This is a genomic window from Pseudomonas neuropathica, from assembly GCF_051174785.1.
Lineage (GTDB): Bacteria > Pseudomonadota > Gammaproteobacteria > Pseudomonadales > Pseudomonadaceae > Aquipseudomonas > Aquipseudomonas neuropathica_A.
Genome location: NZ_CP195111.1, coordinates 6,007,738 through 6,029,097, shown reverse-complemented (window position 1 = coordinate 6,029,097; position 21,360 = coordinate 6,007,738). Strand labels below are relative to the sequence as shown.

The window sequence follows — 21,360 nt, the reverse complement described above, 5'->3', positions numbered from 1 at the left end:
GCGTCATTGGATCGGCACCGCTTTGATGGTTGCGCGCGGACCCGACCCAGGTAAAACCGCCGGCACACCTTGCGCCGCCGTCGGCAACTGCGGCGCCTGCATGTCCGGCATCGCCCAGCTGCGTTCCGGTTGCAAACCGCCCTGCGCGCGGCGCATGAAGTCGTAGCGATTCAGAGTGATGCTGCGCCCCGCTTCGCTGTCGCGAATGATGTATGGGCGCAGGAACACCATCAGGTTGGTCTTGGTGATCGCCCGGCGCTCGTTGCGAAACAGCGCGCCAATTCCTGGCAAGCTACCCAGCCACGGCACCGCGTCGTTGCTCTGGCTGTAACCGTCCTGCAGCAACCCGCCGAGCACCATGATCTGCCCGTCATCGAGCAGAATGCTGGTGTCGATCGCGCGTTTGTTGGTGACAATCCCCGCCGACGCCGCACTGTTCGAAGCCCGCTCATCAATGCTGCTGACTTCCTGATAGATATCGAGCTTCACCGTGCCGCCCTCGGAAATCTGCGGGCGCACATTGAGCTTCAAGCCAACCTCTTCACGGGTCACAGTCTGGAACGGGTTGTTGCTGGTGCCCCCGCCGCCAGTCACGTAACTGCCGCTGACAAACGGGATGGTCTGGCCGACAAAAATACTCGCAGCCTCGTTGTCGAGGGTCAGCAGATTGGGCGTCGACAACACGTTGGTGCCGCCTTTGCTCTTCAACGCCCGGGCCAGCACTTTCAGGTCGAGAATCTTGCCGATACCGGGGATGTCGACGGTGCCGTTGACGTAGCCCAGGTTCAAACCTTGCGGCAGCACATCGATGCTGGTCTTGCCGTTGGTGTTGAGCCCCGAACCACCCAGATTCGCACCACCGATCACGCCGTTGCCACCGAGATTGCCGGTCTGCCATTGCACGCCAAACTCACTGGCATCGTCCTCGCCGACTTCGACAATCAAACTTTCGATCACCACTTGCGCGCGGCGCTGGTCGAGCAGATCGATCACCTCGCGCAGGTTGCGATACAGCGGCTCCGGCGCGGAAATCAGCAAGGTGTTGGTGGTGGCATCGGCCTGAATGGTCACACCACCGGCACTGAAGGCGACGTTCTGTTCGCTGTTTTGCGTGCCGCCGCTGCCGGTTGTGCTGCCACTGCTGCCTTGGGCGTAACTGCCGCCCGTGCTGCCGCTGCTGTTAGTGGTCGACGTGCTGCCGCTGCTTTGCGTACCGCTCTGGCCGTTCTGCCCAGCATTGCCGCCAGTGCTTGCGCCCATAGCGCTAAGCACCGAACGCGCACTGTCACTGGTGCCGCTGTCACTCTCGCCCGTGAGCAAACCGCGCAAGGCCTGCGCCAGTTTCGCCGCTTGCGCGTTGCGCAGATAAACCACATGCAGATTGCTCGGATTGCTCTGCGCGTTGTCCAGTTTGTAGATCAGGTTACGCGCCAGCTCCGTGCGCTCCGGGCTGCCAGCGCGAATGATGATGGTGTTGGAACGCGGATCACCAATCACCGCAATTTTCTGCGTCGGATCATTGCCCGGCGCATCGAGCAAATCCGCCACCATCGGCGCGATGTCGGCGGCGATGCCGTTCTGGATCTGCACCACATCGGTATCGATCGCACTCGGCGAATCAATGCTCGCAATCAACTGCGCAACGCGGGTCAGGTTCTCGGCGTAGTCGGTGATGACGATGGTGTTATTGCCCGGATAAGCGTTGATCGGATTGTTCGGCGACACGATCGGCCGCAGTACTGGAATCAGGTTCACCGCGTTTTCGTATTGCAGGCGAAACGTGCGCGTGAGCATGCCGTTACCGGCCGGTTTGTCGGCACTGTAAATCGGCCCGCCGAGCAACTTCGCATCAGCCTCCGGCACCACCTGCGCCACACCACCGACATCAACCACGCTGAAACCCTGCATGCGCAACGCCGCCAGCAACATGTCGTAAGCCTGCCGCGCCGGCACCTGACCTTCCGACACCAGCGTCAACGTGCCCTTCACCCGAGGGTCGACCAAAAACTGCTGCCCGGTCGAACGCGACAACGCGCGCACCACCGCTTGAATATCGGCGTCGACAAAATTCAGCGTCACCGGTTGATCACCCAAAGGATTACTCGGCAAGGCGATGCCCGACGCCGCCGCACCACTGCGCGCACTCTTGCTGATGTTGTGCAATTGCTTCGGCACAGGTCGCGCCTGCGCCTGCGCACGCTCGCGGTCAAGCATCGCGTCGCCGCTGCGCTGGGTGTTGGCCAGCGGCCGACCGAGTTCACTGTCGACCAGCAACGGCGGCTGGTTCTGCGGCGTGGTGGTGTTGCTGCACGCGCTCAACGCCATCAGCAGCATCGGCAACGCCAGACGTGCCGGTTTGGATCCTGACCCCTTCATGAAGCTTCCTTAGCGCCCAGCGCCTGATCCATGCGAACGGTGCCTGACAAAGTGCCGGCGGTGACTTCGGTCGAGGGGTTATCTGCGCGTTGCAAACGGGCCTCGACCACTTGCAGAGAAAGTTGTGCCGGGTTGCTCAACAGCCAGTCGAGCACGGCGTCGGCCGGTGCCGCGTCGAAGGTCAACTGCCAGGCGCCCTGCGCCTCCTGTAATTGGTAATGTCCCGCCAGGCCACTGGCCTGAAGGGTCTGCTCCAGCGACTGCGCCACGCTTTGCCCATCCGGACGCACGCTGACTTCGCGCAGCAGCACTTCCAGCGCCTCAGTCTGCGCGCGCAGCTTTGGCGTTTCGGTTTGCCAATAGGTAATTTTCTTCAGCGGTGGCTGGATCAACGCGACCCACAGCAGCAGGCCTATCAGCGCTACGGCCATGCCGGCAACCATGCGTTTTTCGCGCAAAGCCAACGGCTGCCAACGCGCCTGCAACTGAGCGTTAAAGCGTTGCCACTTGGCGCGGTACAGCGCGAGCGAGGCCTTATTCATCTTCTTCTGCTCCGCCGCTGTCATCGCTTTCACTTGGGCTGGCCTCACTGGCCGGACGCAACGTCCAGCCTTCGTCGTCCGCCGTCACGCTGATACCGGCCTGGGCCAAGGTGCTTTGCCACTCCTGATCATTGCCGCCACGACGGGCTTCACTCAGCAGACTCAGCTGCAAGGTGCCGTCGACAAACGTCAGCCGCTCAACACTGCCGGCCATCGACGGCATGCCGCTGCCGGCCCGCAACACCAGACGATTGAAAGTCTGCGCCGGATCATCCGCCGCGCCCTTCTGCCGCGCCGCCAATTGCTGACGCGCCTGTTGCAACGGGTTGAGGATCACCGGCAACTCGGGGAAGGCCTGCTTTACCCGCAGGTTCATCTGGGTCTTCAATTGCTGACCCTGCCCGGCCTCGCGAGCGGCATACAGGTTCAAACCGATCACCCACACCGCCACGGCCAACGCTGACAGGGCGATCGCCCTGCCCCAGCCGCGATGCTCGGTTTGTTGCTGCTGGACCGCGCCATGCAGTCCCCAACCCGGTAGCGGCCCGGTCCAGCGCTGCGCATCCGCCATCGGCAATTCAGCACCCGGCGGCGGTTGATCCCCGATCCAATGCAAAGTGATGCCCGGTTCCCACACGACGCTGTCGAGGCCGTCATCAAACAACGGCTGCACCCGCGCCACTTGCACACTGTCGCGCAGCAACAGATGCCCGTCCTGCACGCAAGCAACGGTGCCCGGCAGCACCGGCAAACAATACGGCGCCGGGTAGAGACCGCGCAGGTTCAGCCCAGCACTTTTCAGCAACTGACCAAAACCCAACAACTGTTGCCGAGGCACCCAGGCGATCTGCACCTGCCCGGCCTCGTCCCGCGCGCTGTGCGCGATGTGCATCTCACTGCTGTCGCCCAGCATCAAGGCCTGCGCCGCACACTGCACCGCCGCGACAATCTTGTTCGCAGGCAACGGCGGCAAATCGAGACTCGCCAACAGACTGTCGGCCGGGTGCAGAAAACACACCAGCGGCGGTAGTTTCGACTGCTGACTCAACTGGCTCAAACTGTGGCGTTCTTCCCGCGTAACCAGACCCTGACGATCCAGCCAGGCGCAGTGCAATTCACTGTGCAGATCCAGCTCCGCCAAGGGCGGCAACGCCACTTTCAACTGGCTCATACGCCCACCCGCGACCAAATCACCTGCGGCAAGCGGTCCTGGCTGCGATGCAGCAACGCCTCAAGACTGACCCGCCGCTGATCACGCCGCGCCTCACCGCGCAGGCGAAACCAGTCACTGGTGATGCCGACCTTGACGCTGGTCAGCTCCAATTGCGGCATGCGCAAGCGGTTAACGAAATCGCCACGGTTGATAAACCAGCGCCCGGCATCACGCTCGGCGATCAGCGCATTGGCACGCTCCAGCGACAGCCCCGGCACATACGCGGCCAACACCGGCGCGGTGGCGGTGTTGCCATTGAGCCAAGTGGTCGCGGGGATCACCGTCAGGTACGGCGCCAGTTTGCCGATCAACGCCTCATTTACGCCGTCGACACTGCGCAAATCATCAAGGCTGCGCAGCATCGGCATTGTCGGATTCTGCGGTTTGCGCGAGGCATTGGGTGAGGTCGCACGGCCGCTGTCGAAACCACTTTTCGGCGCCTCGGCCATCTGCGGATTCAGCAGTCGCGGATAAGAGGCAATCACCCGCTGACTGATGCGCTGGCTCAACCCGGCACTGACCCCGATCAACTCGCACAAGCGCTGAAACGCCGCCACCTGCGCCTCATCCACCCGCTCGTTGGCCACCAGATTGCGCAAGTTGAACTTGCCCTGCTCATCCTCCAGCCGCCCCTCAAAACCTTGCGCGGAGAGCCGCTGCGCCCACGGCTGATCGAGCCGGGTCAACGGGTCGCGCTTACGTGCATCCCAGAGCAATTGACGGCTGATCTCCAACCCGCCCAGCACCAGCCAACGCCCCTGCACACGCTGCTGATCCGCCTCCAGCGCACGGGTCGACACGCTCTGGCGCGTCAACATGCCCGCCGCAATCACCGCCACCACGGCCGCAATCAACAACGCGCTGATAATCGCCATGCCCTGTTGCTTCGCCCCCTCAGGCGAGCGGCTGTTCATGGCCGGCCTTACAACTGCCAGGAACCGATATCGGCATTCACGCCGTCGCCGTCCGGCTGACCGTCGGCACCGAGGGAAAAGATGTCGATCTCGCCATTGGCGCCGGGGTTGAGGTACTGATAAGGACGCCCCCACGGATCGTTCGGCAAACGCTCCAGGTACGAGCGCCAATTGCTGTTCTTCGCATCCGCCGGCCGCTCCACCAACACCTTCAGGCCCTGGTTCATGCTCGGGTAAGTGCCGTGATCGAGGCGATACAACTTCAACGCCTGCATCAACCCACCAATATCCTGCTTCGCCGCCGTCGCCCGCGCCTGATCCGGCCGGTCGAGCACCTTGGGCACCACCATCGCCGCCAAAATCCCCAGAATCACCACGACCACCATGATCTCGATCAGGGTAAAACCCTGCTGACCACGCGGCGTGCGCATCGGTTGCTGAAGCGATTTGAAAGGTGCGATATCCATCTCGACATACCCTGGCTTGATTCGATTCGACGCGCAGTGTTGCAAGAAGATATGTCAGTGATGTTGAAAATCCTCGGGTGTTTTCGTCGTCAAGCCGTCAAGGACGCGGGTTAGCGTCGAGGGCTGGGTTTGGGTTTTGGGCGGTTTATGCGTGCGCGTTCGCGGGAAGACGGTTTCACGTTGATTGAGGTGCTGGTGGCGCTGGCGATTATTGCCGTGGCGATGTCGGCGGCTGTGCGCGTGGCCGGGTTGATGACGCAGAGTAGCGGGGTTTTAAGGGATCGGTCGGTGGCGATGATTGCGGCGCAGAGTCGGATGGCGGAGTTGCGGTTGGAAGGGAGGTTGCCGATGGGGATGAAGGCGCAGGAATGTGATCAGGGGCGGCTATTGCTGCGCTGTGAACAGGTGATCAGCGCAGCCGAAAATGGACGGTTGCTCAAGATTGGTATTCAGGTATTCGACCGCAACCAGGACGCTCCACCGTTGGCCAGGCTTGAGACTTTAATGTCCCGAACCGAAAGCCCCTCACCCTAGCCCTCCCGAAACGTCGGACCGCCCAGAGGTAGAGGGGACCGATTCGGGGATATTCGAGAGCTACACCGACTTGAACGTCTTTCATTGAATCCAAAATGGCCAAGCTCACAAAGCCAAATCGAAGATCCTTCACCAAAACCATAATCGCCAAGGCCTTTCACCAAACCCATAATCACCAAGGTCTTCCAGGTCGACGTACCCCGCAAGACACCTCGGTCGGCCCCCTCTCCCTCCGGGAGAGGGCTGGGGTGAGGGCCGCTTCTAATCACACAGCATCCAGAATCACCAAAGCCATAATCCCCAAGGTCTTTCACCAAAGCCATAATCACCAAGGTCTTCCAGGTCGACGTACCCCGCAAGACACCTCGGTCGGCCCCCTCTCCCTCCGGGAGAGGGCTGGGGTGAGGGCCGCTTCTAATCACACAGCATCCAGAATCACCAAAGCCATAATCCCCAAGGTCTTTCACCAAAGCCATAATCACCAAGGTCTTCCAGGTCGACGTACCCCGCAAGACACCTCGGTCGGCCCCCTCTCCCTCCGGGAGAGGGCTGGGGTGAGGGCCGCTTCTACTCGCAACCCCCAGAATCACCAAAGCCATAATCCCCAAGGCCCTTCACGAAAACCATAATCACCAAAATCTTCCAGGTCGACGTACCCCACAAGACACCTCGGTCGGCCCCCTCTCCGTCCGGGAGAGGGCTGGGGTGAGGGCCGCTTCTAATCGCAAGTCCCAAACCCGGCAACAGATTCGCCACGTTCTGCGCAATGGCCTGAACCAAAGCAACCAATCAATCAGCCCCATCCAAATCAACCAGCCCCACCACCGGAACCTGCCAAGCAGGCTTTTTCCCACTCTGGCCATCAAACACCCGGCGCGCCTCGCGAAAATCATCGACGTGCTCCACAACCCACGTCCAAATCGGCGACATACGAACCAACAACTCCATCCCCAACGCCGTCAGCTCATACTCGACATGGGGCGGCACTTGATCCAACTCCCGCCGTATCAGCAGACCATCGCGTTCCAGCGCACGCAGCGTCTTGGTCAACATGCGCTGAGTCACGCCGGTCATTTGCCTTTTGATCTCGGCATGACGCATCGTGCCGTACACACCCAGGGCGTGCAGGATGCCCAGTGACCAGCGGCTACCGGCGTGAGCCAGGACTTCCCGCCGCACGCCATCATCGTCTCGTCTTAGCGTCTGGCAGATCGCTTCTGCCTGGCTAAGGGCTTCCTCATCGGTCATGTGTCCCCCTGGTATCACGCGTGTGCCTTCTTCTGAGCGCTGCGCAATCGTGCCAGCATCGCCAAATCATACAGACGACGGATCTCAGGAGACATCATGACCCAAGCGACCCACCCTTCCCCACAATCCATTCTCGTACTCGGCGCCGGCGAACTCGGCCTGCCGGTGCTGCGCAATCTTGCGCGGGTAGCCAAGCGCTCGCCCGGCAGCACCATCAGCGTCCTGCTCAGGAATTCGACCATCAACACACAAGCCCCCGAGAAAAAGCGGGAAATCGATGAACTGCGCAGCCTGGGTATCCAGATGGTCGCTGCAGACCTGGTCAACGATTCCATCGATCAACTGGCCGAAGTGTTCGCAGCATTCGACACCGTCATAGGCTGCGCAGGCATGGTCGCGGGCCGGGAAACGCCGATGAAACTGGCGACAGCGGCGCTCAGGTCCGGCGTGAAGCGCTATTTCCCTTGGCAGTTTGGCGTCGATTTCGAAGTGATTGGCCGGGGCAGCCCGCAGGACTTGTTCGATGCGCAACTCGACGTGCGCGAGTTGCTCCGCGCCCAGGATAAAACCGAATGGGTGATCATCTCGACCGGCATGTTCACCAGTTTTCTGTTCGAGCCGGTCTTTGAGGTCGTCGATTTTGAGAACGACACCGTCAACGCCTTGGGCAGCCTGGACACCAGCGTGACGCTCACGACACCCGAGGACATCGGCAAGCTGACAGCGGACATCGTTTTCTTCGAACCGCGCTTTCGCAATGAGATCGTGTACCTGTCTGGCGACACGGTGACGTATGGGCAGGTGGCGAGCCTGCTTGAACGTGTGCTGGGGCGTCCGTTCAAGCGTAACGTCTGGACGGTTCCGTACCTGATGCAGGAACTGGAAAAAGACCCCACTCACCACATCAAAAAATACCGCGCCGTATTTGCTCAAGGCAGAGGCGTGTCGTGGCCGAAAGCGGGGACTTTCAACGAACAGCAGTCGATTCAGGTAACCACGGCTGAACAGTGGGCTCGGGACAACCTGGCAGTCGATTGACGCAAAGAAAGCCCCCCAATCGCAGGTCCTGATACGCGTACATCATCTCAACAGTTATCGCGGCTAAAGAGCCTGCGCACTCCCACCTTGGAACACGCTCAAAGGTGGGAGCGAGCCTGCTCGCGAAAGCGCCAGAATGAACACCCGATTAATCACCAAGTGATCCCGCCCCCCGCATCACTCCGGCAACTGCAAATTATCCAGCGCCCGATTCACCGCCAACTCCCCGAGCATGATCAACTGCGCAATCCCCGCCAGCGCCTGGCGCTGCGATGCCGGCAACAGGCTGGAGACGTTCTGGGCGATGGTTTTGGCCGAAGCGAGTGTTGCACTGGCATCGACCAGCAGTTCTTCGGTTTTGTTGTCCGCCGTCACGGCGTACATCCCACGGTTTTTACGTGGCGGCGGCGTGGAACCGGGTGGACAGAGGTAATGGTCGAGCGCGCGGTCGGCGGCTTCGTGGAGTTTTTTGGAGTCGATGGATTCGTAGGGAGACGTGCAGTTGGATTCGGGCGGGTTGGGTGTTGGTTTGATCATGGTAAAGCTCCTTGATGACTGGAGCCGCCACCGTTCGCGGTCAAACAAACAGGGTGGCAGCTGTACGCGGGTTGACCGACCGGACATCAAGGAATCCGGCACACCCGAAGGTGTCCCACGCACAGCCACCGCGACAGGATTTCAGACAATGCCTGAACACGTGCAGAACGCTGGCGCGCCTTGATATTGGGCGGACGGTCAAATCCGATCACTGATTCGTCAGCGACCGGACCACAATAGAACCCGCCCCCAAGGCGCACAAGCCGGCGGATTCTGGCGTAGCTGTAGGCAAAGGCGCAAGGATATGTAGCCTGGGAGAGTGTTTGGAGATGTCTTTTTAAACGTTGGTGTTTATCGAGACCTTACTGCGGCACCTCCCCCACTTAAACAAATCTGCCCCATGACCGGCAATTTTTCCCGCGCACAAAACGTAAACCCAGTCGGGGCGTAAAGGCATTGCGAGCGACTCGACAGAAGCCACTCACCAACAGTCAATCAAAGGACTGTAAGAAATGTTGAGCGCAACTTTTGCCTCAGGCATTCTGAGCGACGCAAATGTACATGAACGGTAGATTTTTGGCGGAACTGTTAAATGAAACTAAAAATATTAGCCATCAGCCTTTTATGTTGCGTCAGTTTATTTTCAAGCGCAGCAGACGTTCCTATCAAGAAGGGAATGCCATTTTCGAAAGCCCGAAAAGCTTTGATCAAAAATGGCTGGAAGCCGAATCCGTCCTACTCAGGTGAGTTCGGGGTTGAAAACGCCATCCAAAGAAAAGGCTTCAATGAAATCGAGTCTTGCACGGAAGGCGTCCGTTTCTGCAGCTTTAACTACATCAAGAACGGAGCTTGTTTAGGTGTAGGAACTGTCGGCGAAGAAGTCAAAGACATGAAAGTTTATTCCTGGAACTTCAAATGCCCTGAAAAGGATTGAAACCAGAAATCGACAACAAAGTGATAACGAAGGGGACTGATTCATTCTATGGAAATAAATCAGTCCCGTTTTTTTTGCTAGGCGTGATCGACAAGATCAAGGCCGGTGACATTCCGGGCGCGATGCCTAAAGCAGTAACAAGGTGGGCGGCGCTTCCCGAAGGTCCAGGCAGAAGAATCACTATCCTCCGCAACCTTACGCCGAGTATCCGGAGTTTTATCGACCTACAAATCTGCGGAGAAACTGTCCAATGAAGGCTTCAACCCTCGTACCTTTCGCAGTTTATTGCATTGGTATCAGCGCAGCGTTTACAAGTGGTAAGCGTCTGCTAATCACACCTTGCGACCTGGGGCTTTTAGCTGGCGCTACTCCTTGGATAAAAATCGTTCGGTGATCATCGCCACCGCCTTCGGCGGGGACGTTAGGGCCGTGTTTAATTAAATGGAGCGCTTTCCCACGCCTCATATTCGTGATCCAGTACAGATTGCCAGGTTGGTGGAGTCAGCCTAGAGATATCAATTTTTCTGGTTTCTATGGGATCGGCAACGCAATGGCGGTCCTTCGCGGCCGCGCGCCGATGGCGCACATTGCCCAGCTGTTTGTGATGGTGGCTGATCAGGAGCGGCATACGCTGAACGAAGTGCGTGGCTGGACTAGATCTCTGGCACCTGTCTGAACGGCTGTCACGTTGCGTCTGAAGACCTGCGTTCAAGTGAAGCTTCAATCCCACCACTGCTTTGACTGGGGTGGGTGAATCCAGCATCCAGGGCTATTGCAGTCGAAGAACTGTACGCTTACATTCTTTACATATTTTTGAATCGTTCGGTAAGCATTATGGCAATAATCTTGTTCGTTGTTATAGACGGATACAGCAATACTGTTGATGCTCGTCCCTTCCAGACTTTGCAAAATATGCAGGTCTTGCTCCCCCATTGCCCAGCCATAAATTGTCAGATTTATCCTTGGCATTCTCAATACTTCCCGGTACACCTTAGAAAGATAGCCGCTGTTGTTAATTGACCGAACCTTTTGATGATGGTTTCCCTCGCTGACAAATAGTGGTACGGACTCTTCCAGGCGCCAAATGTCTAGAATTTCCTGTAGGAGGGCCCTGCCGCCAGGGTTGATTTTATACTCCTGTCCGGCGAGGTCTCGATGCAATATAAGGTTTCCATGCGGATAGAACACTAGCGTGTTACTTTTCTCACCCAAGGATTGGCGATACTGTCTCCAGTTTTCCGCAAACAGACCATAGTGAAAGCAATCTTTAAATTTATGGGTGGACCACATATCAGACCCATACATCATCGCCCAATAAACTAGCAAGTCGTAGTTTAAAGAAAGAACAGTTTTGAATTCTTTAATGAAAGTATTCATGTACGGCAGATGTATGCCGACTTGCTCGTACGTAGGATGAATGTCACGCACTGCCTTAATCAACGACTCACGAACGCTCACATACGCGTCGTACGTGCGCGTATCCTGTATTGAAAGTGCTTTATTGACCTGTGCGGCCTGCCAGACCAGCCGAAGTACCAATTCGAAATCATCAGTTTGAAAGTAGTCGAATACAGTCTGTACGTCTTCATCTAAAAGAAAATTCTGACGAGCATGGTTGAAAAGGTTTCTGTACCCGAAATTTCCAGAAATTGCCATACTGGCGCCGTTACCTAGCAGTAACGAACCTCGACGATACTTGCTAGCAATTTCCTGCCATTGATGAATTTTGTAAGTCACTGACGATTACCTTCCTTGAGTGTGCGCTGAATAGCATACATCTCCGCAAAGGCACTACGCCATCATTATGCGTTTGGCCACAGGGCCCCTGCTGTGGTTGCTTGGGAGGGTGTTGGATCAATACGTCTACTGATCACCTGCCCGATTGCAGAGGAGCTCTCACCATCGGCAAAAAGCCTTTGCGCGGAAGGAGGCCAGGGCCATGTTCGTTGTTGGCTACGCATTGTACGATTGATTGTCGAGGTCTTTGATTAGGCCCTACCCAAGGCAGTTGGCCGCGAAACGAGCTGAGACTGTTGCAGCACTGTCATCCGCGTCTGATCGTCGAGGGAGGTCATCAGTGGGACTATTTTTGGGAAGGCGAGGAACGGTAAGGGGCCTGGCATTACAAAATGAATCGCGTTCGCCGCGCTTTTTGATTTAGACAGGGAGTAGAAAATGAAGCGCTACGGACTAGTAATCGGAAATGCAGCGTACGCAAGCGACCCTCTGGATAACACACTGAACGATGCACACGCAGTGCACGATGCCCTACTGGCTCGAGGCTTTGATGCGTTGTTGGTGTGCGATGCGACTGGGGAGCAAATGACCGACGCGGTCAAAGCTCTGAAAGAAAAGCTGGAGCCTGGAGATCTGTTTTTCTTCTTCTTTGCTGGCCATGCCTTTGAATATCTTGGGTATGGTTATCTTCTGCCCGTAGATATTCCCGAGTTTTCAGCGGGCGCCATAAGAATGTTCGCATACCCTGTTGAGGAGTTGCTCAGAGATACTCAGGAGTTGGATTTAACTAGGGTGATAGTGCTCGACGCATGCAGGATCGCATTCAACGACGATGATCATTCCGTTCAAGCCACCATCGAGTCTATCCATGAGGATCGTGCGAGAGTTGAAAAAAGCCAGCGTAATTTATTGCTAGCATATTCGACTAGTTACGGTGAAACAGCGTCTGATGGCCATAAAAACAACAGCCCGTTCGTAGAAACGTTTGCCCCCCTTTTGCTTGATCATCGCCTGAGTATTGAAGGGTTGTTCAAAGAGGTTGGTTGTCAAGTGATACGGAATACGAAAAATAGGCAGCGGCCTTGGTTTTACTCAAGTTTGGAGTCCGAACTGAAGTTATCTGATCTCCCATCATATCAACAGAGGCAGAGCTACTTCGCTCTCACGAAAGATAGCCTCAATGCACTTGCAGCATCGACTGATAAAAAACATCTGTTGTTGGTGGCTGACAGTTCAAGATTTTTTATCTTGGGCAGCCATGGGCCAGAAAAAACTTTTAATTGTAAGGAAGGGGTAGCTGTCGCCTGTGTTAGCAATAATGGATTAACTTATTTTCTTAACAAGAAAGGGCATTTGATTGTGCCGCACTTGAGTGGTCAAATTGATCTTGAGGCTATCGATCCAATTGGTATGGTCGTGAGTTTTGACGGAGAATTTCTGCTCGTCTATGGTCATCAGAGCTACGTTGTATTTCGTGTTGGGCCTGACGCGTGTAAGTGTATTTACGAAGCGCACGTCCCAAGTCAGTACTTCTACTGCGCTGCGTTTGTCGATGAGTCAGAAGTTTGGATTGGCGGTGAGGGCCGAGATATACACACAATTAAGCTGGACTGCTCTGAACCAGATTGCACAATCAGGACTCTGCCTTTTTGGGTGCAAGTGTATGCAATTACGCCGCTCGATGATCAGCGCGTGGTACTCGCCGGAACCGAGGGCCTTATCCATATGTTCCATAGAGGGGCGGGAGTAGCTGGTATGGTGATGAGTCTTGGTGCGAGCGTTCGTTTGCCTTCATCTAGACGTAGCAGCCTTATTAACTTAACTGACGACTTGTTAATAAATGACTTTCTGTTCTCGCCTAAAAGCATAGATTCTGACGATCTACACAGCCTACGCGAACACCTTCAGTCTAACATTCTGCTCTATGCTGTTTGCTCCGCTACCTTGCCCTTGTTGGCCATAGGCAGCTCTGAAGGTATTGTTACAATTATCGATATACGGAACTGGGATGCTTATCAACAGCTTGACGCTAGTGGTGGCAGAGAAACAGAGCTGACGGGTCTTGCCTTTACCGCCGACAACACTCTGGTGGTCGCTACTAAAGATCGGCACGTGCTGTTCTATGCGCCTGTAAATGAGGACTATTCTACCTCATTAGCTTATGTTGATTCGCTAGAATAAAGTGCAAAGCCTAACTGGTAACCTAAATACTTCTGGTCTGCTTTGCTGGTCGATTTCGCCGGGAGGGTTGTCGGGCAGTGCAGTTTAAGCAACTGGTGCGGGGGCAAGACTGTCCCTCACGCTCCCCCCAGCCCCAGCTGGTATCATTCGGCGAAGCCGGTTCGTACCTATGGCGAGCTGATACGGCAGCGCGCAGTGCTTATCCCGCGAATACCTGGCCAGTGGAACTTCCTCTGGTTCAGCCGACGAGCAGCCAGCCAGACCCCGAAGCCGTCATGCACCAGAACTTTCATGCGAGTGGCGCGACAGTTGGCGAAAAGATAGGCACAGTGCGACTTCGCCGCACCGAACACCGCGATCACTCTGACCAAAGCAGTCTCGGTACCTGCTCGCATGTCCATCGGCTCGGTGGCGAGCCAGATGGAGTCGATGCGGATCATCGCAGTAGATCTCGAAGAAAGGTCGCGCAGGCCGCAGCACTTTCCGTTGGCCAATTCACTTTGACGGTGCCACGCGGGTGCTGGATGAAAGCAGGTTGCAGCGCCGTATTTTGCTGCGTGTGTAACCGAATCCATTTGTGGACGAGGTTTGCGTTGAGTCCATGGCTGAGCGCGATGCTGGCAATCGAAGCGCCTGGCTGGGCACACTCTTGAATGACCTCGGCTTTGAAGGACTTGGAATAGGAACGGCGTGTTGGCTGCATGAAATACCCACTTAAGAGGCTAGAACTGGTGCCCACTTAAATTTAAGTGCACACCATGTCTTGGCTTTGCAGGGTTGGGTAGGTGACTTGGCCGGACGGGTACTACGAGTGGCTCACAGGCGTCACACGAAAAGCACGGGCCAGCAGGCATCGTCGTCGGTGAGCGTTTAGTGGCGGCCAGGGCCAAGCTAGTCAAACAAGGCTGGAAGCCGACGCGGATGCATACCACCGACGGCTATGAATACAGTGGGGTGGAGAAGGAGCTGGCTACGCGCAAGTTCTTCGAACTGGATACCGCTCGTTTGATAGCTCGCGCTGCATCTTGTACTACGCGAAGACAGAAACTTGCCTACGCGTCGATACCATTGGCGAGCAATTCAATGACATGACGGTGACGCGATGGACCCACGAATGTCCCGAGGCGCCCCAATAACCACCCGAAGACGACGCGGTAATAATCAACTGCTCCCACAAGTTTCAGCGTCGTACACAACATCTGCAATCAGCATAAAACCCTGTGGGAGCGAGCCTGCTCGCGAAGGCGCCAGAATGAACACCCGATCAATCACCAGGTGATCCCGACACCCGCATCACTCCGGCAATTGCAAATTATCCAACGCCCGATTCACCGCCAACTCCCCGAGCATGATCAACTGCGCAATCCCCGCCAGCGCATGGCGCTGCGATGCCGGCAATAGACTGGCAACGTTCTGCGCGAGGGTTTTGGCCGAAGCGAGTGTTTCACTGGCATCGACCAGCAGTTCTTCGGTTTTGTTGTCCGCCGTCACGGCGTACATCCCACGGTTTTTACGTGGGGGCGGCGTGGAACCGGGTGGACAGAGGTAATGGTCGAGCGCGCGGTCGGCGGCTTCGTGGAGTTTTTTTGAATCGATGGATTCGTAGGGGGAAACCGAGGCGGTTTCGGGCGGGTTGGGTGTTGGTTTGATCATGGTGAAGCTCCAAATTTATACCTGGTGGAACCACCAACACCTGTCGCTAAACAAGTAAGGGTGGCAGCTGTACGCGGGTTAGCGAACCGAGAGGTATAAGACCCGGCAGACCCGAAGGTCTCCCACGCACAGCCACCATATCGTCGTCGCAAACGTCTGCGACAAACTGGAGCGTCGTTGTACTTATACCTGGTCAGGTCGCTAAACCCGGTCGCTGGGTTGCCAGCGACACGTAGACGATAAAGACCAGGTACAAAGCGCACAAGCCGGCGGATTCTGGCGTAGCTGTAGGCAAAGGCGCAAGGGTGTGTAGCCTGAGAGAGTGTTTGGAGATGTCTTTTTAAACATTGGTGTTTATCGAGGACTCGTTGCGTCACTTCCCACAAAGTAGATCTGTCCCCTAATCCTTTTTTTTTCCAACGAATTGCTCGACAAGGATCCAATAAACGTTGTCCTCATTTCACGCCCTCCCGCCGCCAATTGCTGCATCCCACAGAGGTCTACACTTCACAACCCAAAGCTGCAGTTGGCGAGGGGCAATTCCGCGACCAGGCACAGTAGTGCGCCACAACCGCGATCAACTACCACCCAGGGTAAATAGATCAAAGGTTGGGGTAATTAGCCTCCTCTTCTGATTGGATTGCGTGCCAATCTGCCCACAGCTTTGCTTCTGCATCAAATAGCTCACGAGAGACCTTGCGCGGCCTGAACTCGACAATGTCTTGTGTATCAGTTGCAAATATGTAGCGGCTGGCGCCACTGATGATCGTCATCCGAATAAATGCTGCGTCGGAGAGGCTTAAGACAGTTCCTCGTTGTGGGGGGCGCTGGCCAACACAAGCGAATAGTAGATGCTTGGGACTAAGAGGAAGGAAGAGCCTCGTTCCTTGTACCCCCCAGCCGCCTTCGAGGCTCAGCCCCCCACTTGCTGATACTCCCAGCCTTGTGAATGGATTATCAGTGGTTGGCCACGTGACTCCAGGTGGGGCATGCAGGATGGTCCATCGATGAGATGGCATACGATGGATTGTGTTTTTGAGTATGTGTTCGAGCTGCCAAATCCAAAACTTCCGCCCGTTCAGTACCAATGCTTGGATACCTTCTGAGCCATCCTCATTTTTTACGCGATGGAGCTTTAGGGGCAATTTGCTAAACGGGTCCACAGTTGGCGCGGGTTCAAGTTTGATACCAGATGCCAACGCTGCTTCAACTTTGGCAAGCGACCCCTCCATCGACTCAGACAAAAGAGCCTCAAGTGTTTCGTTCTGGCGCCTCATAAAGCTCTGCATACCTGTAGGCTTCCTGATCGATTGTGCTACGGCGAAGCGGAACAAATTGCTCCAATCCTCAACGCTCAACTTTGTCTCATTAACTACCTTTGCTATCGACACCGACGCAGGCTGCTCAAAATCACGATCAAGCCATTGCTCAATCTCATCGCTGTCTTTGGAACCCGAGAAATAGGTATAAAGGTGCTGGTGTTTAGCGATACTTTTGGGGGAATGAGGTTTCCAATGTTCGCATTTCTCATGCGGCACTAGGAGTCTGTAAGTGAGGATTTTTCCATTGGTCGTCCACTGCCTAAGGTAGGCCTGAGGTACATAGTGGTTATCTTTTTTGATGCCTTCCATCGTGGAGTTTCATCCTCATTTATATGTCTTGGGATACCCCTACCCAAGGTTTTTGAGATATCCGTCCTAATGAACCACGCTGAAGTGATCAAGACCTCAGAGAAGTGACAGAGCATAGCCGTAGGCGCCAACTAGGGACAACGAAGGGATAGGTGCTCTGGTCACTAGGCTCAAAGTGCCGCATACGAAGAGCATTGACGATGAGCGTCAGCTATCGGCCAACAGCAGACACCTATGCATGTGCCCAGCATGCCGACTTCATGATCCCCCGCAGCCGGATGAGCCTCAAATGGGCTGAGGCTAAAACCCCAAATTACATCTATCTGTAAACGATGGTCCTGCCACGTACTTACTCGCCGAAGGCATTGAGCGTGACGAAGTTCAGCTATCACCAACCCCGGATCCAATGAGGGAAATCAAATCAATCATGGAAGAATACGAGTTGCTGAAACCGCCAGTCGGCGGCTTCGAAAGGGTTCACATTCAATGAAGATGCGGACACCCTCCAGTCCTGTCCACTCAAGCTCTCCTCGAAGTGAGCCTTCATTACGTAAGACTTAAGCTAACCGACGAATCTTCGTACCAGTTGATCTGGCAGCTGACAATGCCTCTTCACAATCTGAAGCCGGACATAATAGGACATGCTGGAAATGCCGGTTCCAGCATCAGAACGTAAAGTCGTGCACGGGTAACCCCAACGCGAAGGATTTTCCGGCTGCGGTCGTATGGTGGTGCATCACCCCGCCAGACCAAGGAGGAGCGAAAGTCTCTGGCGCCTTGCCTGATACTTTCTCGAACCAAGATCACCGCATCAAACTGCTTGCCCTTTGATTTGTGGATAGTCATGACATGTATGCCTCCAGTATCGTTCCCGTCAGCAAGCAATTGATCCTGCACCAGTGCGTTATCCAGACCCTGACGGGCTTTGGTGTAGGCACCAGTCGTCATCCACATCTCAGACAAGTTCGCACTGATTCGTTTGCCACGATTGAAAGCGATCAAATAGTCGAGGGCCCCCGCGATCTGTATGAACTCAGCAACGCCGGTCCGGTAGAGCAGTGTTTTGATCAGTATCCAATCCCTGCCGGGGTCACCGGTAAGTACAAGGTCAGCAGCACCATTGACTATTGCTTCAGCGCTCTTCGCGAGATTCGTCTTTGGGGGCTGACCTGCGGCAATTTTGGCACTCCACAACAAGTAGGTTGCTGCTTGCTTGAGCGCCGTAGCACTTCCATCCGCACGCCTGATTGAAGCAAGTAATTCGAGGCATGTTGCAATATCAGCTGCACGCCGCTCAGGAAGCTTGGGCTCGAGAAGGAACGCTGCCAATCTGGCGGAAAGCAGAACTGCGGCTTCGTCGAACAACACTTTATGGGGAATAGGTTTGCCCCCACCGTTCAACGCAGCTGAAATTTTGGCGACGCCGCTGCCGGTTGTTGCGAGGATGACCAAATTTTCCAATTTCAGACCATCAGCTTTAGCGCCATTGAAAAATCGTCCGAGCGCCACACGTATCCACTGAAGTGGTTCCTTTTTTGGATCGTATAGCATGCGGCCAACACCGGCGTATGGGACTTTTCGCGGCGTCTTCGCCAAGATGTCATTGCCGAACGCAGCGATGTCTGTGCCAGGACTGCGGTTATTGTCTGAGCCAAGATCTACAAAAACGGGAGCTAAAGCCTCTTTGATATTCTCGATTCGCTCCGGACCTACTCCTTCCAAGTGGTCAAAAATCTGCTGATCAAGATCAGCTAGGCAAATTATTTGGCAAAGGTCGGCTAGTTTCTCAATGCAGCCCCAAGCGGCATTCCCGGTGTCTTGAGCTTCATCAACAATGATCACAGGGTGAGTGTCTGCCACCAGCTCACGGAGCAACTGACACCGCTCGAGCAGTTCACTTGATTTCGGGGCAAACCAGTCAAAACAGATTCGCCCATCTTCCGCGAACAGCCGCTCCCGCTCAGTTTGCCACGCGAGCCACTCGGCCGTTCCCTGCTCTCCCTTCTTCGGCGCTTTCACACCACCGGACAAGGCCTTTTCATCTTGAGGCAGCAGTATTTTGAGCTTGCCCTTTGGTGAGCCAAGCAGGTAGCCGTGGCTTTTGAGCAATGTCCAGCAAAAAGAATGAAAGGTCTGAAGACTGAGCTGCGAACGTACTGTCTTATCAACCAGTAGACTCGACGCCTCAGCAACCCGAGCCACGGCTGCGCGAGAGAAACTGAGGAAGAGTATTGATTGCCCCGACTGCAACCCAGCAGCAATAATTTTCGTGGCTTTCTGGAGGGCGATGGTGGTTTTCCCGCTGCCTGGCCCTCCGACGATCAGGAGGTGGCCATTTTCGTCCAGAATCGCCTGGCGCCGCTCGCAGATGATCATACGGCGCCGACCAGATCATCCTCTTCCTCAGCCGCTCCATCACCAGGCCGTGCGGCAGAAGCAGGTTTTGGAAAGTCGTTATAAACACGCGTCAGGAAGTCTGTGATGCCCGGAGGTAGCTCATGCAGCGCACAAAGGTCCAGCAACCGTGCTGCATATCCATTACCCTTATTGCTCTTGAGCGCCTTGAGCATGTTGTCCTTAACTCCCTTGTCGTCAGGGCGCCCGGCAGGAATGCCAATATTCCCTTGATCACCAGAATCACGGAGCGCAGATAGGAATGTCCATTGGTGGTCAACCGGTGTCTGAGTTACCAGGAGCTGCTCGATGTTTGGATATGGAATCTCGTTCGGGAAGTCGAAGGCCTCAACAAACTTCTGATTTTCCTCGGCCTTGCGTGGCTTGTAGTCATAGAAAGCATACGTGCGTAGTCCAAGTGCTTTGAAGAAAGCACCGAAATTAGGTAACGAACCGTCGCCCTCGACCGGGAAAATTGTGATGCCTGCCAGGTCCAAAGCGAACAGATCCGGGTTGGCCTGCTCCATCTTCTCAGCGACTGCGGTCAGTGCACTGTGCTCAGTGATCCCCTCCGCAACAATCACTCCAGGCCCAAGCATCGCTTCAGCCAAACCACGGCGCGCATGGCGTTTGTACATCTTGCCTTTCAGCGTCGTGCCAGATGCTACTGTTGTCGACTCCACCGTCGCCTGGACATTACGCCGTAGGATGATGATCTGTGAGGGGTCGAATCGTTCGATTACATACGGCGAGTGCGAGGTAACAAAACACTGAGTCGTCTCCTCCAAGAGGTACTTCGCAATTCTGCGCTGCGTATGTGGAGGTAGTGCTATCTCAGGCTCCTCCATTGCGAAAATCACGTTATCCTTCTTCACCTCAGCGATGAAAGACAACAGGGCGAGCACAAGCGTGTTCAGTGTACCCGTCCCAACATGCTGGAATGGGACTGGCTTTTGATCCGCTGTGATGGAAATAAAGAACGACATCGTCTTGCGTAGGTGTTCTCTCGTCAGCTGCGATACGAATAGCTGAGTTGTCTTACCAGCTCCGCCTACGGAAATGTACTGGGCTAGTCTCTCTTCAATCGAGTCCAGTACTGGTCGAAGGTCAGCGGCATCCGAATCAATCGGGGGATCCAACTCCCGAAGCCGCTTTATGGACTTTTCCCATAGGCCCGTGCGTACGCCTTGCAACCGGAGAATTAGGTCAAGCAGAGAACCTCGCTCAAGACTGAGCGCGCGCGAGCCTGTGCGCAAGGTCCGGAGATAGAGGAAACCAAACAGCCGCTTTACTGTTTTCTTTACACGCTGAAGCTCGCCATCATCGAGACTGGGACTGTATGAAAAGAACGTGTCCGCCTCGAACTCATCCTCCTCCGAGTTGTAGAAGGCTTGGGTTTCAATTCGCAGGCACCGAATAACATCGGGAGGAGCGGCTGCATCTACCTCGCCAGCCTCCAGCAGGCGTTGCTCTTTGACATGCCACAGCTCCGTGTGAGCGGCGCAGATGCGCTCAACCTCGCCACTGAGATCTATCAGCATGACTTCGATCTTGATTTTTACGGGAGTGGCCCCGTTATCATCCAGGTACAGGGCGTTGTAAAAATCGAATTCTTGAACCGGGGGAAAGCGGGAAAGCCTGTCGGGACTTAGAACCAGATCCAAGGCCTCACAAATCGTACTCTTCCCGACGTTATTGCCCCCTACCAACAGGGTGTGCCCTTCAAAAGTGAGGTCAGCCGACTTCACACCACGAAAATTCTCAATCTTTAGATTGATAACGCGCATTTTCGCAAATCCCTGTGCTGGATGGACGCTTCAGCTTGGCTCATTCAGCCGATGCTGACTAGCCACAACTGTGGAAAAAAATGGTCATCATGAGATACGGGGCAATTCATACTGAAAGGCTCCCGAAGCAAGCTTCGATGGGGGAGCAAAGTGCCGTCCGTCGCGAACTAACGC

Annotated in this window: 18 protein-coding genes and 1 pseudogene; 4 read left to right on the top strand and 15 right to left on the bottom strand. The window is 55.5% G+C overall.

The features are described from left to right. Positions 1 to 3 precede the first annotated feature (3 nt). The 5 genes from gspD to gspG are packed head-to-tail and all read right to left on the bottom strand — an operon-like array spanning position 4 to position 5,512. Positions 4 to 2,376 carry a type II secretion system secretin GspD gene (gene gspD / locus ACRRSD_RS27160; RefSeq protein WP_435036344.1) on the bottom strand — a complete coding sequence of 791 codons (2,373 nt, stop codon included), beginning with the start codon at positions 2,374 to 2,376 and terminating at the stop codon, positions 4 to 6. Then, complete coding sequence (gene gspM, locus ACRRSD_RS27155) at positions 2,373 to 2,918, bottom strand: type II secretion system protein GspM (protein ID WP_435036343.1); 546 nt, start codon at positions 2,916 to 2,918, stop codon at positions 2,373 to 2,375. Before gspM ends, gspD begins: the two co-directional genes overlap by 4 nt. Continuing rightward, positions 2,911 to 4,089 (bottom strand): type II secretion system protein GspL, encoded by a 1,179-nt coding sequence (gene gspL / locus ACRRSD_RS27150; RefSeq protein ID WP_435036342.1) that lies wholly within the window; start codon positions 4,087 to 4,089, stop codon positions 2,911 to 2,913. The genes gspM and gspL overlap by 8 nt, the downstream gene beginning before the upstream one ends. Beyond that, positions 4,086 to 5,045 carry a type II secretion system minor pseudopilin GspK gene (gspK, locus tag ACRRSD_RS27145; protein WP_435036341.1) on the bottom strand — a complete coding sequence of 320 codons (960 nt, stop codon included), beginning with the start codon at positions 5,043 to 5,045 and terminating at the stop codon, positions 4,086 to 4,088. Before gspK ends, gspL begins: the two co-directional genes overlap by 4 nt. 8 nt (positions 5,046 to 5,053) lie before the next feature. Beyond that, positions 5,054 to 5,512 carry a type II secretion system major pseudopilin GspG gene (gspG, locus tag ACRRSD_RS27140; RefSeq protein WP_038368790.1) on the bottom strand — a complete coding sequence of 153 codons (459 nt, stop codon included), beginning with the start codon at positions 5,510 to 5,512 and terminating at the stop codon, positions 5,054 to 5,056. A 147-nt stretch (positions 5,513 to 5,659) separates the two neighbouring features. On the opposite strand from gspG, the gene gspI reads away from it, so the two are divergent. Next, positions 5,660 to 6,046, top strand: coding sequence for a type II secretion system minor pseudopilin GspI (gspI, locus tag ACRRSD_RS27135; RefSeq protein WP_435036340.1), 387 nt, complete (start codon positions 5,660 to 5,662; stop codon positions 6,044 to 6,046). Positions 6,047 to 6,835: 789 nt separating this feature from the next. Here gspI and ACRRSD_RS27130 read toward each other — a convergent pair. Further along, complete coding sequence (locus ACRRSD_RS27130; RefSeq protein WP_435036339.1) at positions 6,836 to 7,294, bottom strand: winged helix-turn-helix transcriptional regulator; 459 nt, start codon at positions 7,292 to 7,294, stop codon at positions 6,836 to 6,838. 96 nt (positions 7,295 to 7,390) lie between these two features. Between ACRRSD_RS27130 and ACRRSD_RS27125 the strand changes: the two genes are divergently transcribed. Continuing rightward, positions 7,391 to 8,332 carry an aromatic alcohol reductase gene (locus ACRRSD_RS27125; RefSeq protein WP_435036338.1) on the top strand — a complete coding sequence of 314 codons (942 nt, stop codon included), beginning with the start codon at positions 7,391 to 7,393 and terminating at the stop codon, positions 8,330 to 8,332. 177 nt (positions 8,333 to 8,509) lie between these two features. Here the strand turns inward: ACRRSD_RS27125 and ACRRSD_RS27120 are convergent, their stop codons facing one another. Further along, on the bottom strand, positions 8,510 to 8,869 hold the full coding sequence (locus tag ACRRSD_RS27120; RefSeq protein ID WP_038368778.1) for a DUF6124 family protein: 360 nt from the start codon (positions 8,867 to 8,869) through the stop codon (positions 8,510 to 8,512). Between the two features lie 592 nt (positions 8,870 to 9,461). Between ACRRSD_RS27120 and ACRRSD_RS27115 the strand changes: the two genes are divergently transcribed. Then, the gene (locus ACRRSD_RS27115) at positions 9,462 to 9,803 is read left to right on the top strand and encodes a hypothetical protein (RefSeq protein ID WP_435036337.1); all 342 of its coding nucleotides are present in this window, start codon (positions 9,462 to 9,464) and stop codon (positions 9,801 to 9,803) included. A gap of 365 nt (positions 9,804 to 10,168) precedes the next feature. Here the strand turns inward: ACRRSD_RS27115 and ACRRSD_RS27110 are convergent. Together ACRRSD_RS27110 and ACRRSD_RS27105 are read right to left on the bottom strand one after the other, a co-directional pair. Further along, a pseudogene (locus ACRRSD_RS27110) lies at positions 10,169 to 10,338 on the bottom strand (AAA family ATPase); the annotation flags it as partial. 185 nt (positions 10,339 to 10,523) lie between these two features. Continuing rightward, on the bottom strand, positions 10,524 to 11,540 hold the full coding sequence (locus ACRRSD_RS27105) for a DUF4917 family protein (RefSeq protein WP_435036336.1): 1,017 nt from the start codon (positions 11,538 to 11,540) through the stop codon (positions 10,524 to 10,526). A gap of 438 nt (positions 11,541 to 11,978) precedes the next feature. Here ACRRSD_RS27105 and ACRRSD_RS27100 point away from each other — a divergent pair, with 438 nt between their 5' ends. After that, on the top strand, positions 11,979 to 13,721 hold the full coding sequence (locus ACRRSD_RS27100) for a caspase family protein (protein WP_435036335.1): 1,743 nt from the start codon (positions 11,979 to 11,981) through the stop codon (positions 13,719 to 13,721). Positions 13,722 to 13,888: 167 nt separating this feature from the next. Here ACRRSD_RS27100 and tnpB read toward each other — a convergent pair whose 3' ends face one another. The 6 genes from tnpB to ACRRSD_RS27070 all read right to left on the bottom strand — a co-directional run bounded on the left by tnpB (position 13,889) and on the right by ACRRSD_RS27070 (position 21,186). After that, a complete protein-coding gene (tnpB, locus tag ACRRSD_RS27095; RefSeq protein ID WP_435036334.1) occupies positions 13,889 to 14,161 on the bottom strand; it encodes an IS66 family insertion sequence element accessory protein TnpB in 273 nt (90 codons plus the stop codon). Next, on the bottom strand, positions 14,158 to 14,424 hold the full coding sequence (locus ACRRSD_RS27090; RefSeq protein WP_435036333.1) for a transposase: 267 nt from the start codon (positions 14,422 to 14,424) through the stop codon (positions 14,158 to 14,160). The genes tnpB and ACRRSD_RS27090 overlap by 4 nt, the downstream gene beginning before the upstream one ends. A 590-nt stretch (positions 14,425 to 15,014) precedes the next feature. Next, positions 15,015 to 15,374, bottom strand: coding sequence for a DUF6124 family protein (locus ACRRSD_RS27085; protein WP_435036332.1), 360 nt, complete (start codon positions 15,372 to 15,374; stop codon positions 15,015 to 15,017). Between the two features lie 602 nt (positions 15,375 to 15,976). Next, positions 15,977 to 17,005 carry a DUF4238 domain-containing protein gene (locus ACRRSD_RS27080; protein ID WP_435036331.1) on the bottom strand — a complete coding sequence of 343 codons (1,029 nt, stop codon included), beginning with the start codon at positions 17,003 to 17,005 and terminating at the stop codon, positions 15,977 to 15,979. Positions 17,006 to 17,617: 612 nt separating this feature from the next. After that, positions 17,618 to 19,381 (bottom strand): UvrD-helicase domain-containing protein, encoded by a 1,764-nt coding sequence (locus tag ACRRSD_RS27075; protein ID WP_435036330.1) that lies wholly within the window; start codon positions 19,379 to 19,381, stop codon positions 17,618 to 17,620. Then, positions 19,378 to 21,186: an ATP-dependent nuclease gene (locus ACRRSD_RS27070; RefSeq protein WP_435036329.1), complete on the bottom strand. Its 1,809-nt coding sequence runs from the start codon at positions 21,184 to 21,186 to the stop codon at positions 19,378 to 19,380. Before ACRRSD_RS27070 ends, ACRRSD_RS27075 begins: the two co-directional genes overlap by 4 nt. Between the last annotated feature and the right edge of the window lie 174 nt (positions 21,187 to 21,360).